General features: G+C 69.1%; 12 protein-coding genes, 1 tRNA gene and 1 pseudogene. 9 read left to right on the top strand and 5 right to left on the bottom strand.

What is annotated here, in order from left to right:
- Positions 1-28: 28 nt before the first annotated feature.
- The 3 genes from HMPREF0591_RS06850 (at position 29) to HMPREF0591_RS32195 (ending at position 2,148) form a co-directional block, all read left to right on the top strand.
- Positions 29-898: an oxidoreductase gene (locus HMPREF0591_RS06850; protein WP_007167735.1), complete on the top strand. Its 870-nt coding sequence runs from the start codon at positions 29-31 to the stop codon at positions 896-898.
- Between the two features lie 83 nt (positions 899-981).
- A complete protein-coding gene (locus HMPREF0591_RS06845; RefSeq protein WP_007167734.1) occupies positions 982-1,911 on the top strand; it encodes a DMT family transporter in 930 nt (309 codons plus the stop codon).
- Between the two features lie 12 nt (positions 1,912-1,923).
- Positions 1,924-2,148 carry a hypothetical protein gene (locus HMPREF0591_RS32195; RefSeq protein WP_157137480.1) on the top strand — a complete coding sequence of 75 codons (225 nt, stop codon included), beginning with the start codon at positions 1,924-1,926 and terminating at the stop codon, positions 2,146-2,148.
- A 52-nt stretch (positions 2,149-2,200) separates the two neighbouring features.
- Here the strand turns inward: HMPREF0591_RS32195 and HMPREF0591_RS06835 are convergent, their stop codons facing one another.
- Positions 2,201-2,548: a hypothetical protein gene (locus HMPREF0591_RS06835; RefSeq protein ID WP_007167732.1), complete on the bottom strand. Its 348-nt coding sequence runs from the start codon at positions 2,546-2,548 to the stop codon at positions 2,201-2,203.
- A gap of 56 nt (positions 2,549-2,604) precedes the next feature.
- Positions 2,605-2,688, bottom strand: a tRNA-Tyr gene (locus tag HMPREF0591_RS06830).
- 69 nt (positions 2,689-2,757) lie between these two features.
- Here HMPREF0591_RS06830 and HMPREF0591_RS33730 point away from each other — a divergent pair.
- The 5 genes and pseudogenes from HMPREF0591_RS33730 (at position 2,758) to HMPREF0591_RS06805 (ending at position 7,963) form a co-directional block, all read left to right on the top strand.
- The gene (locus HMPREF0591_RS33730) at positions 2,758-3,249 is read left to right on the top strand and encodes a YajQ family cyclic di-GMP-binding protein (protein WP_007167731.1); all 492 of its coding nucleotides are present in this window, start codon (positions 2,758-2,760) and stop codon (positions 3,247-3,249) included.
- A gap of 32 nt (positions 3,250-3,281) precedes the next feature.
- Positions 3,282-3,518, top strand: a pseudogene (locus tag HMPREF0591_RS33725) (RES domain-containing protein); the annotation flags it as partial.
- Positions 3,519-3,589: 71 nt separating this feature from the next.
- A complete protein-coding gene (locus HMPREF0591_RS06815; RefSeq protein WP_007167729.1) occupies positions 3,590-5,071 on the top strand; it encodes a flavin-containing monooxygenase in 1,482 nt (493 codons plus the stop codon).
- A gap of 71 nt (positions 5,072-5,142) precedes the next feature.
- Positions 5,143-6,168, top strand: a complete 1,026-nt coding sequence (locus HMPREF0591_RS06810; RefSeq protein ID WP_007167728.1) for an NAD(P)H-dependent glycerol-3-phosphate dehydrogenase — start codon at positions 5,143-5,145, stop codon at positions 6,166-6,168.
- Positions 6,169-6,409: 241 nt separating this feature from the next.
- The gene (locus HMPREF0591_RS06805; RefSeq protein WP_007167727.1) at positions 6,410-7,963 is read left to right on the top strand and encodes a SulP family inorganic anion transporter; all 1,554 of its coding nucleotides are present in this window, start codon (positions 6,410-6,412) and stop codon (positions 7,961-7,963) included.
- A gap of 4 nt (positions 7,964-7,967) precedes the next feature.
- On the opposite strand, the gene HMPREF0591_RS06800 is transcribed toward HMPREF0591_RS06805, so the two are convergent.
- The 3 genes from HMPREF0591_RS06800 to grcC1 all read right to left on the bottom strand — a co-directional run bounded on the left by HMPREF0591_RS06800 (position 7,968) and on the right by grcC1 (position 10,478).
- Positions 7,968-8,324 carry a type II toxin-antitoxin system HicB family antitoxin gene (locus HMPREF0591_RS06800; protein ID WP_007167726.1) on the bottom strand — a complete coding sequence of 119 codons (357 nt, stop codon included), beginning with the start codon at positions 8,322-8,324 and terminating at the stop codon, positions 7,968-7,970.
- A gap of 201 nt (positions 8,325-8,525) precedes the next feature.
- On the bottom strand, positions 8,526-9,380 hold the full coding sequence (htpX, locus tag HMPREF0591_RS06795) for a zinc metalloprotease HtpX (RefSeq protein WP_007167725.1): 855 nt from the start codon (positions 9,378-9,380) through the stop codon (positions 8,526-8,528).
- An 81-nt stretch (positions 9,381-9,461) separates the two neighbouring features.
- Positions 9,462-10,478 carry a nonaprenyl/(2E,6E)-farnesyl/geranylgeranyl diphosphat synthase gene (gene grcC1 / locus HMPREF0591_RS06790; protein ID WP_040621307.1) on the bottom strand — a complete coding sequence of 339 codons (1,017 nt, stop codon included), beginning with the start codon at positions 10,476-10,478 and terminating at the stop codon, positions 9,462-9,464.
- Between the two features lie 15 nt (positions 10,479-10,493).
- On the opposite strand from grcC1, the gene menJ reads away from it, so the two are divergent.
- Positions 10,494-11,741, top strand: a complete 1,248-nt coding sequence (menJ, locus tag HMPREF0591_RS06785; RefSeq protein WP_007167723.1) for a menaquinone reductase — start codon at positions 10,494-10,496, stop codon at positions 11,739-11,741.
- The last annotated feature ends 5 nt before the right edge of the window (positions 11,742-11,746 follow it).

Here is an 11,746-nt window from a genome sequence, read left to right as displayed (position 1 = left end):
GCGAGATCGCCTGGTTAGGGTGGGCTGCATGCCTGGTTGGACCGCAGCAGACCTGCCCTCCTTCGCCGGACGCACCGTCGTGATCACCGGGGCCAACGCCGGACTGGGCGAGGTCACCGCCCGCGAATTGGCCCGCGTCGGCGCCCGCGTCGTGCTGGCCGTGCGCGACACGGAGAAGGGCAAGGCCGCCGCCGAACGGATGCCCGGCGACGTCGAGGTGCGCCAGCTCGACCTGCAGGACCTGGGCTCGGTGCGGCGCTTCGCCGACGAGATGACCGCGGTCGACGTTCTGGTCAACAATGCCGGCATCATGGCCACGAAGCACGCGGTGACCCCCGACGGCTTCGAGGGTCAGATCGGCACCAACCACCTCGGCCACTTCGCGTTGACCAACCTGCTGCTGCCCAGGCTGACCGACCGGGTGGTGACCGTGTCGTCGCTGATGCACCACTTCGGCTACATCAGCCTCAAAGACCTGAACTGGCGGTCGCGCCCGTACTCGGCATGGCTGGCCTACAGCCAGTCCAAGCTGGCCAACCTGCTGTTCACCAGCGAACTGCAGCGGCGCCTCGACGCCGCCGGCTCCCCCCTGCGCGCGCTCGCCGCCCACCCCGGCTGGTCGCACACGAACCTGCAGGGCAACTCCGGCCGCCGGCTCGGCGACGCTGCGGTGTTGGCCGTCGACCGCATCGTGTCCACCGACGCCGACTTCGGTGCACGGCAGACGCTGTACGCGGTGTCGCAGGATCTCCCCGGCGACACCTTCGTCGGCCCGCGCTTCGGCCTGTACGGCCGCACCCAGCCGACCTGGCGTAACTGGCCGGCCAAGCGGGCGGGCACCGCCACGGCGCTGTGGCACCTTTCCGAGCGGCTCACCGGCACCACGTTCCCCCTCTGAACCACGCTGGGCGGGCGGTTTGCCGGCGCCCGACTAGATTGGTGAGAAGTCAGTGACGCGTTTGCGGCGCGAGGAGGTCACCCATGTCGAGCGCTGATATGGCGGCGGTGCTCGCACTGTGCGCCGCGTTCGCGTCGGCGATCGGCAACGTGGTCCGCCAGCGATCCGCGCAGGAGGTCACCGACAAGCCGGTCGGCCACCTGGCGCTCTTCGGCATGCTGCTCCGCGACACCCGTTGGTGGATGGGCGGTCTCGGCGACATCGCCAGCTACATATTGCTGGCCGCCGCCCTGGACAAGGGCTCGGTGCTGTTGGTGATGTCCCTGCAGGTGACCGCGCTGCTGTTCGCCCTGCCGATCTACGCGCGGATGAGCCGCCACCCGGTCACCCGCGCGGAGTGGGTGTGGGCGGTGTTGCTGACCGCGGCGCTGGTGGTCGTCATCGCGGTCGGCGACCCGACCGGCGGCCAGCAGCGCGCCGCGGCCCACGTGTGGCTGATCGTGGCCATCGCGATGGGCCCGCTGCTGCTGCTCGGGTTGCTCGGCGCACGGATCTGGTCGGACCGCCCGGTGGCTGCGCTGTTGCTCGCGGCGGTCGCCGGCTCGTTGCTGGCGGCGTTCGCGGTGCTGATGAAGGGCGTCGTCGACATCATCGAACACAACCCCGAACAGTTGTGGACCAGGCCCGAGCTGTACGGCTGGGTGTTCTGCGGGGCGGCCGGGATGATCTTCCACCAATCGGCTTACCGCGCAGGCGCTTTGACCGCCTCGTTGCCGACGATCATCGCCGCCAAGCCCATCGTGGGCGCGATCCTCGGGATCACCGTGCTCGGCGAGACGCTGGACGCCCACGGCTTCGATTGGGTGGTGCTGGCGGTGGCGGCGGCCTTGGTGATCGTCTCGACCGTGGGCCTGGCCCGCGGCGAGGCCGCGACCGTCTCGGCGGGCGCCGGGCGCGACGTGAGAAGCGCCGACGAGGCGACAGCGTCGTCACCGCAACGCTTGCGCGGGTGAGGCTTCCGCACGTTGAAGTTCCGTGCCGCCCTCGATGCAGAGCAACGACGCACGCTGTCGCCGAACGGCCCGGCGCATGGTTTCGGCGGCCCGCTCCACGACGTGAACCGCTCTGCGGTGCGCTTCTGCCGCGGCCAATTTGGCGGCCTTCGCCCGCTGGAAGGCCTCCTCGACGTGGCGGAGCGCCGCGGCGTGGTCGAAGTCCTGCATCCCGTTCCCCGTAACACGAGCTGGTAGCTGTTACGGGCATTTGATATCCGCCCATTCGGGGCGTTAAACACGCCGAGAGTCATTCCTCCTCGGCGCGGGCCTCATCGTCGTGGGCCGCCGATCGATCGTGCCCGGCGGCGTCGCGGTGTTCCCGGGCGGCTTGCTGATGCGCGGCGGCATCCCCGACGTCCGCGGCGAGCGCGCGTTCGTGAACCGTGGCCGCTTCCTCATGCACGTCGGCCGACCGCTCGTGCGCCTCCGCGGCGGCACGATGGGCCGCGGCCGCCCGCACGTGCGCCTCATCCGCGTGCTGGGCGGCGCGTTCCGCGTCCTGAGGACTGATCGGTCCGCCGGAGTCGAGTTCGGCTTGCCGTCGGGCAAGCTCCGCACGACGTGCGGCGGCCGCGCGGTCGGCGTCAGAGGACATCCTCCAAGGGTAAACCCGCGGGGGCGGAGCGCCGACGCTCGCGCCGTAACGAACCTTGGTGGCAGGTACAGGATTCGAACCTGTGAAGCTTTCGCGACGGATTTACAGTCCGCTCCCATTGGCCGCTCGGGCAACCTGCCGCCAGACAGGTTACAACGAGGGGGTAGACAAAGCACAAACGGCCATCACGGGATGAAGGGACGGATCGCATGGCGGACTCATCGTTCGACATTGTCAGCAAAGTCGAGCGCCAGGAGGTCGACAACGCACTCAACCAGGCCGCCAAGGAGTTGGCCACCCGCTTCGACTTCCGCGGCACCGACACCACGATCGCGTGGAAGGGCGACGAGGCCATCGAGCTGAAGTCGTCGACCGAGGAGCGCGTCAAGGCGGCCGTCGACGTCTTCAAGGAGAAGCTGATCCGCCGCGACATCTCGATGAAGGCGTTCGACGCCGGCGAACCGCAGGCGTCGGGCAAGGCCTACAAGGTCAGCGGCACGCTCAAGCAGGGCATCGACAGCGAGCACGCCAAGAAGATCACCAAGCTGATCCGCGACGACGGGCCCAAGGGCGTCAAAACGCAGATCCAGGGCGACGAGATCCGCGTGACCAGCAAGAAGCGCGACGACCTGCAGGCGGTCATCGCGATGCTCAAGCAGGCCGACGTGGACGTCGCGCTGCAGTTCGTCAACTACCGCTAGCCGCCGACCTCACCGCGAGCCCGGCGTCGAGCTACGCGTCCACGGTGCGCTGGGCCGAGGCGGCGCACGGGGCCGGGCTGGACGGGCTGGTGTGGATGTCGCGGCACTGCAACGACGCGAAGGCCTACGTCTTCTTCGGCGACCGGTGCACGAAAGCCCTCGCCCAGGACCCGTCGCATGCGCGCATCTTCGCCGGCCCCGCCGACCAGCTCTGGCTGATCGACCGCTGCGCGCCGCTGCACGTCGACGTGTTGCTGGAGCCGTCCTGACGATTACTGGCCCGGCCAACCGGCGGGTGCCTAATGTAGTGACCAGTCCCACAATGTGAGCGAGGTTCACGATGACCCCTAGCGAGGCCGACTACTCCGACGTCATCATCGTCGGCGCCGGCATCTCCGGCATCGACGCGGCCTACCGGATCAGCGAGCGCAACCCGGGGCTGTCCTACACCATCCTGGAGCGGCGCGCGCAGATCGGCGGCACGTGGGACCTGTTCCGCTACCCCGGCGTGCGTTCGGACAGCAGCATCTTCACGCTGTCCTTCCCATTCGAGCCGTGGACCCGAAAGGAAGGCGTCGCCGACGGCGTCCACATCCGCGAGTACCTGGTCGCCACGGCGCGCAAGTACGGCATCGATCGCCACATCCGGTTCAACAGCTACGTCCGCTCGGCCGACTGGGATTCGTCCACCGACACCTGGACGATCACCGTCGAGCAGGACGGCGCGCAGCGGCTCTACCGCGGCCGGTTCCTGTTCTTCGGCAGCGGTTACTACAACTACGACGAGGGGTACACCCCCGACTTCCCGGGCATCGAATCGTTCGGCGGGGTCGTGGTGCATCCCCAGCACTGGCCGGAAGACCTCGACTACACCGGCAAGAGGGTGGTGGTGATCGGCAGCGGGGCCACCGCGGTCACGCTGCTCCCGTCGCTGTCGGACCGGGCCGCCAAAGTGACCATGTTGCAGCGGTCGCCGACGTATCTCATCTCGGCGTCCAAGTACGGCAAGGTCGCCGCCGTCGCGCGTAAAGTGCTGCCGCGCAAGCCCGCTCACCTCGTTGTCCGGATGTACAGCGCGCTGACCGAGGCGGTGTTCTTCGCCCTGTCCCGCAAGGCGCCGGGGCTGGTGCGGTGGCTGTTGCGGCGCAAGGCGATCAGCAGCCTGCCCGAGGGCTACGACGTCGACACCCACTTCAAGCCGCGCTACAACCCGTGGGACCAGCGGATGTGCCTGATCCCGGACGCGGACCTGTACAACGCCATCGCCGCCGGCCGCGCCGAGGTGGTCACCGATCACATCGACCATTTCGACACAGGCGGCATCGCGCTGAAATCCGGCGGACACCTCGACGCCGACATCATCGTCACCGCCACCGGCCTGCAGCTGCAGGCGCTGGGCGGGACCGCGATCAGCCTGGACGGCACCGAGATCAAGACCAACGACCGCTTCGTCTACAAGGCGCACATGCTCGAGGACGTGCCCAACCTGTTCTGGTGCGTCGGCTACACCAACGCATCCTGGACGCTGCGCGCCGACATCACCGCCCGGGCCACCGCAAAGCTGCTGGCGCACATGGGCGCTCACGGTTACACCCACGCCTACCCGCACCGCGGCAACGAGCCGATGACCGAGAAGCCGTCCTGGGACATCAACGCCGGATACGTGCTGCGGTCGGTGCACGCGCTGCCGAAGTCGGGCACCAAGCGGCCGTGGAACGTGCGACAGAACTACCTCGCCGACGCCATCGACTACCGCTTCGACCGCATCGAGGAGGCGATGGTGTTCGGCCGGGCGTCCAACCGGACGCCCCTGGCGGGCTGAGCGCGATCCGGCCGCCCCCGAAGTTCGTGAACTGCTACTAAATCTGAGGTGTCGGCAATACGCTGATCGCCATGGCAGTGCAGACGCGCGAACCCAACGTCGTTGTCCTCGGTGGCGGTTCCTGGGGAACCACGGTGGCGTCCATCTGCGCGCGCCGCGGACCGACGCTGCAGTGGGTGCGCTCGGAGGAGACCGCGAAGGACATCAACGAGAACCACCGCAACAGCCGCTACCTCGGCAACGAGGCGGTGCTGAGCGACACCCTGCGCGCCACCACCGACTTCGCCGAGGCGGCCAGCTGCGCCGATGTCGTGGTGATGGGCGTGCCCTCCCACGGGTTCCGGGGCGTGCTGACCGAGCTGGCGAAGGAACTGCGGCCGTGGGTGCCGGTGGTGTCACTGGTCAAGGGGCTCGAGCAGGGCACCAACATGCGGATGTCGCAGATCATCGAGGAGATACTGCCGGGCCATCCGGCGGGCATCCTGGCGGGGCCGAACATCGCCCGCGAGGTCGGCGAGGGCTACGCCGCGGCGGCGGTACTGGCCATGCCCGACCAGCATCTGGCGACCCGGCTGTCCGGACTGTTCCGCACCCGGCGCTTCCGCGTGTACACCACCGACGACGTGATCGGGGTGGAGATGGCCGGGGCGCTGAAGAACGTCTATGCCATCTCGGTCGGGATGGGCTACTCGCTGGGCATCGGGGAGAACACCCGTGCCCTGGTGATCGCCCGCGCGCTGCGCGAGATGACGAAACTCGGCGTGGCCATGGGCGGCAACCCCGATACCTTCCCCGGCCTGGCCGGCCTCGGCGACCTCATCGTGACGTGCACCAGCCAGCGCAGCCGCAACCGCCACGTGGGCGAGCAACTGGGCGCCGGCAAGCCGATCGACGAGATCATCGGCTCGATGAACCAGGTCGCCGAGGGCGTCAAAGCCGCCAGCGTGATCATGGAGTTCGCCAACGAGTTCGGACTCAACATGCCGATCGCCCGCGAAGTCGATGCGGTGATCAACCACGGTTCGACCGTCGAGGACGCCTACCGCGGCCTGATGGTCGAGGTGCCCGGGCACGAGGTCTACGGCTCGGGGTTCTGAGCCGGGCTTCCGCCGGCGCAGAATTCAAATCTTTGCATTCCATATGGGCCGCGCCCGTCCGCTTGACCGGGGTTTGCCAGCAAAATACGGTCGATAGGCAGCCAGGGGTTCCCGGTCATGATCGTGTGGGTCTGGCCGGGTCGTAACCGTTTGTGCGCCAAGAGTTTACGCCGACGTAATACAGCGCAGCAGGGGCGGGTATCGGAGCATCCCCCGCAAACGCCTAACGAGGGACGCGACCGTGCAGAACATCGAAGAGCTCGGCAATCAACCTCACCACCGGGGCAACGAATCGCGCAGGGACCGGTTGCAATCGATCGTCCGGCACGATCTGCCCGCGTCGCTGGTGGTCTTCCTGGTCGCGCTCCCATTGTCGTTGGGGATCGCGATCGCTTCCAACGCCCCGGTGCTCGCCGGGCTCGTCGCCGCGATCGTCGGCGGGATCGTGGTCGGCGCCATCGGCGGGTCGCCACTGCAAGTCAGCGGCCCCGCGGCCGGACTGACGGTAGTGGTCGCCGACTTGGTGTCCGACTTCGGTTGGGGTATCACGTGTTTGATCACCGTGGCCGCGGGCGTCCTGCAGGTGCTGCTGGGGCTCAGCCGCGTCGCGCGGGCGGCATTGGCCATCTCACCGGTGGTGGTGCACGCCATGCTGGCCGGCATCGGCATCACGATCGCCCTGCAGCAGGCGCACGTGCTGCTGGGCGGAAAGTCCAAGAGCACCGCCTGGCACAACCTCATCGGGCTGCCGGGCCAGATCGTCGCCGCGCACCGGCCCGGGGTCATCATCGGCGTATTGGTGATCGCCATCCTCGTGGCGTGGCGATGGGTCCCGGCCAAGGTGCGCCGCGTTCCGGGGCCGTTGGTCGCGATAGTGGCCGCCACGGTGGTGTCGGTCGTTTTTCCGTTCCACGTGCGCCGGATCGACCTCGAGGGGTCACCGCTGGACGCGTTGCAGCTGCCCGACGTTCCGCACGGCAACTGGGGTGCGGTCGCGATCGGGGTGATCACCGTCGCGCTCATCGCCAGCGTCGAGAGCCTGCTGTCGGCGGTGTCGGTCGACCGCATGCACAACGGGCCCCGCACCGAGTTCAACCGCGAGTTGGTCGGGCAGGGCGCCGCCAACATCGTGTCGGGCACCGTCGGCGGGCTCCCGATCACCGGGGTCATCGTCCGCAGCTCGACGAATGTCAACGCCGGCGCGAAATCGCGCGCCTCGGCCTGCCTACACGGCGTGTGGATCCTGCTGTTCACCATCCCGTTCGCCGGCCTGGTCGACGAGATCCCCACCGCCGCGCTCGCGGGGCTGCTCATCGTGATCGGCGTTCAGCTGCTCAAGCCGGCCCACATCGAGACCGCGATGAAGCACGGCGATCTGGCCGTGTACGTCGTGACCGCCGTCAGCGTCGTCTTCCTCAACCTGCTGCACGGGGTGTTGATCGGACTGGCGCTGGCCATCGCGCTGACCGGTTGGCGGGTGATCAGGGCCAAGGTCGAGGCGCTGTCCGTCGACGGCGAGTGGCACGTGACGATCGAGGGCGCGGCGTGCACGTTCCTCGCGCTCCCCCGGTTGACGCGTGTGCTCTCGTCCATCCCCGCCGGAACCGTTGCCACGGTGGATGTTTCGGTGCACTACCTGGATCACGCGGCGCACCAGGCCATCAGCGACTGGCAGCGCCAGCACGAGGCCAACGGCGGCACGGTCCGCATCCGGGGAAGGCTCGAGACGGGCCATGCCGCCCGCCAGACGGTGCGCGAGTCCGTCGAAGCCGAAAGACCCGAAGCGGCCGCGTGATCGGCTAATCGAACCCCGAGAGACCGAAGGTGCTGCTGGGCGCCCGGCCGCTGAGCTTCTGCACGATCCACTGGTTCATCGGCACCCCCTGCTCGGTGGCCTCCAGCGCCAGCCGGGCATGTAGCTCCGGCGACGTCCTGACCAGGAATTTGCCGCTGTAGCGGCGTTCGGAGAACGAGGTGGGGACGTCCTCGCCGGCGGCGCGCAGGCCCGCCACATGCTCCTCGACGGCCTCCTCGACGGCGGCCACCGCCTCCGGGGCGGTCGGCGCTTCCCGTCTCATGTAGGGCAATTCGACACACACGCCCAGGTAATCGCCGTAGTCGGGTAACCACTGGGCGCGATAGGTGTATCGGTCCACGCGGGATTTGATAGCACGGGTGCTATCAAAAACGGGAGTCACTCATCCCCAGGGTGGGGGCGACCCGGGGGAAGCCGGCACCCCGCGATTTGATAGCGCGGGCGCTATCAAAATCGGCGGCGCGGTCATCCTTGGGGAGACGCCGGCTCCGGAAGCATATGAACGCCCGCGAATTTGATAGCGCGGGCGATATCACATCGCCTAACCGCGTGCCATCGCCTCCAGCCGGCGGATGCGGTCCTCGATCGGCGGGTGCGTCGAGAACAGCGACCCGATTCGCTCGCCCGCGCGGAACGGGTTGGCGATCATCAGGTGCGCCTGGCTGGCCAGCTGCGGCTCGGGCGGCAACGGGGCGGCCTGGACACCGCCCGAGATCTTGCGCAGCGCCGACGCCAGGGCCAGCGGATCACCCGTCAACACCGCGCCCGACTCGTCGGCCTGGTACTCCCGCGACCGGGACACCGCCAGCCGCACCACGGTGGCGGCGATCGGGCCCAGCAGCGAAACCAGCAGCAGCGCAGCGGGATTGCCCTCGTCGTCGCGGTTGCCGCCGAAGAACATCGCCATGTACGACAGGGCGGTGATGATCGACGCCATCGCGCCGGCGATGCACGAGATCAGGATGTCGCGGTTGTAGACGTGGGAGAGCTCGTGACCCAGCACCGCGCGCAGCTCACGCTCGTTGAGGATCCCCAAGATGCCGGTGGTGCAGCACACGGCGGCGTTGCGCGGGTTGCGGCCGGTCGCGAAGGCATTGGGCGCGTTGGTGTCGCTGATGTACAGCCGCGGCATCGGCTGGTGCGCGGCGGTGGCCAGCTCGCGCACGATCCGGTACATCATCGGCGCCTGCAGCTCGGACACGGGTTGGGCGTGCATCGCCCGCAGCGCGAGCTTGTCGCTGTTGTAGTACGTGTAGATGTTCATCCCGACGGCGAACAGCACCGCGAGGAACATGGCCGTCCTGCCGAACAGCGATCCGACAAACACGATCAACGCGGACATTCCGACCAGCAGGAAGAAGGTCTTGGCCCTGTTGGCATGGGGATGCCAGGTCATCGGTGCCCTCCTAGAGCCCGTTCGTTGCTTGACTGCTGTCAATTGAACGCGCGAGATGACCTTCCGGGTTCCAGCGACGCGCTAGCCGTGCCGGCTGATCGTGTAGTCGACCAGCGTCTGCAGCGCGCGGCGGCCGGGGAGGTCGGGCAACAGGGCCAGCTCGTCGCGCGCCTGCGCCGCGCATTCCGCCAGCGTCTGCTTGGCCCGCGCCATGCCCGGGGAGGCCCGCAGCAGCGCGAGCGCCTCGGCCACCGCGTCGTCGTCGTCGGTGGGTCCGGCCAGCAGTTCGGCCAGCCGCGCCGCGGCGGGGCCGGGTTCGCGCAGCGCGTAGAGCATCGGCAGGGTGTGCACGCCCTCGCGGATGTCGGTGCCGGGCAGCTTGCCGGACTCGTGCGAGTCGCTGTCGATGTCGATGATGTCGTCGGAGATCTGGAAGGCGGTGCCCACGATGCCGCCGAGCCGGCTCAGCCGCTCGACCTGCTCGGCGTCGGCGCCCGAGAACATGGCGCCGAACCGGCCGGCCGCGGCGATCAGGCAGGCGGTCTTCTCGTACACCACCTTCAGGTAGTGCTCGACGGGGTCGGCGCCCTCGGCCGCCCCCGTCAGCCCGCGCGTCTCGCGCATCTGCCCCGTCACCAGCTGGGCGAACGTCTCGGCGATCAGCCGCACCGCCTCCGGCCCTAGTAGCGAGACCAGCCGCGAGGCGGTGGCGAACAGGTAGTCCCCGGCCAGGATCGCGACGTTGTTCCCCCAGCGCACGTTGGCGGTGGGCGCGCCGCGGCGTACCTCCGCCTCGTCCATCACGTCGTCGTGGTAGAGCGTCGCCAGGTGCACCAGCTCGATCACCGCACCGGCGATGGTCACCTCGTGCGCGTCGGGGTTCGGCCCGATCTGGGCGGACAGCACGGTGAACAGCGGGCGGAACCGCTTGCCGCCGGCCTTGAACAGGTGCGTCAGCGAGTCGGTCATCACCTCGTCGGCGCTGCACAACTCGGTGTCCATGAGCTGCTCGATCCGCCCGACGCCGTCGCGCACCGTCGCGGCGAACCCGGGGTCACCGAAGTCGACGCCCGCCACCACCGTCGCCGGAGTACTCACCCGACCAACATACTGGTGAGCGTGGAGACCAAAGCCGACCTGGTGGTCGTCGGCGCCGGACCGGCCGGTTCGGCGGCCGCCGCGTGGGCCGCGCGCGCGGGCAACGACGTGCTGGTCATCGACTCCGCCAGCTTCCCCCGCGACAAGGCGTGCGGTGACGGGCTGACCCCGCGCGCGGTCACCGAGTGCGAGCGCCTCGGCCTGGGCGATTGGCTGGACAGCCGCGTCCGGCACCGGGGCCTGCGGATGAGCGGGTTCGGCGGCGAGGTGGAAGTCGGCTGGCCGGGCCCCTCGTTCCCGTCGACCGGCAGCGCGGTGGCCCGCCTGGAGTTGGACGACCGGATCCGCAAGGTCGCCGAGGAGTCCGGCGCGCGGATGATGTTGGGCACCAAAGCCGTTGCGGTGCAACATGACTCGTCGGGACGAGTGGTGTCACTGGTCTTGGCCGACGGCACAGAGGTGGGTTGCCGCCGACTGATCGTGGCCGACGGGGCCCGGTCGTCGCTGGGCCGCAAGCTGGGCCGGCGCTGGCACCAGGAGACGGTGTACGGCGTCGCCGCCCGCGGGTACCTGGCCAGCCCGCGCGCCGACGACCCGTGGCTGACGTCGCACCTGGAGCTGCGCGGACCCGACGGCTCCACGGACAAAGTGCTGCCGGGCTACGGCTGGATCTTCCCGCTCGGCAACGGCGAGGTGAACATCGGGGTCGGGGCCTTGTCGACGACGAAACGGCCCGCCGACCTGGCGTTGCGGCCGCTGATCAACTACTACACCGACCTGCGCCGCGACGAGTGGGGCTTCGACGGGCCGCCGCGGGCGGTGGCCTCGGCGCTGCTGCCGATGGGCGGCGCGGTGTCCGGGGTGGCCGGGCCGAACTGGATGCTGATCGGCGACGCCGCGGCGTGCGTCAACCCGTTGAACGGCGAGGGCATCGACTACGGGATGGAAACCGGGCGGCTGGCCGCCGAGCTGCTGGACTGCTGTGGCCTGTCTCAAGACCTTTCGCAAGTGTGGCCGTCGCTGCTGCAGGAGCACTACGGCCGGGGGTTCTCGGTCGCCCGCAGGCTGGCCTTGCTGCTGACCTTTCAGCGGTTCCTCCCGGCGACGGGCCCGATCGCGATGCGCTCCCCGAGGCTGATGACCATCGCCGTGCGGGTGATGGCCAACCTGGTCAGCGACGAGGACGCCGACTGGGTGGCGCGCGCCTGGCGGGGCGGCGGACGGCTGTCCCGGCTGCTCGATCGCCGGGAGCCGTTCAGCTGAGCTGC

It is taken from the genome of Mycobacterium parascrofulaceum ATCC BAA-614 (genome assembly GCF_000164135.1).
Lineage (GTDB): Bacteria > Actinomycetota > Actinomycetes > Mycobacteriales > Mycobacteriaceae > Mycobacterium > Mycobacterium parascrofulaceum.
This window is presented reverse-complemented; position numbering and strand designations above follow the sequence as displayed.

What these genes read in the sequence shown, in the direction of transcription:
- HMPREF0591_RS06850 (WP_007167735.1), top strand. Translation starts at nt 29, where the DNA reads ATGCCTGGTTGGACCGCAGCAGACCTGCCCTCCTTCGCCGGACGCACC.
- HMPREF0591_RS06845 (WP_007167734.1), top strand. Translation starts at nt 982, where the DNA reads ATGTCGAGCGCTGATATGGCGGCGGTGCTCGCACTGTGCGCCGCGTTC.
- HMPREF0591_RS06835 (WP_007167732.1), bottom strand. Translation starts at nt 2,548, where the DNA reads ATGTCCTCTGACGCCGACCGCGCGGCCGCCGCACGTCGTGCGGAGCTT.
- HMPREF0591_RS33730 (WP_007167731.1), top strand. Translation starts at nt 2,758, where the DNA reads ATGGCGGACTCATCGTTCGACATTGTCAGCAAAGTCGAGCGCCAGGAG.
- HMPREF0591_RS06815 (WP_007167729.1), top strand. Translation starts at nt 3,590, where the DNA reads ATGACCCCTAGCGAGGCCGACTACTCCGACGTCATCATCGTCGGCGCC.
- HMPREF0591_RS06810 (WP_007167728.1), top strand. Translation starts at nt 5,143, where the DNA reads ATGGCAGTGCAGACGCGCGAACCCAACGTCGTTGTCCTCGGTGGCGGT.
- htpX (WP_007167725.1), bottom strand. Translation starts at nt 9,380, where the DNA reads ATGACCTGGCATCCCCATGCCAACAGGGCCAAGACCTTCTTCCTGCTG.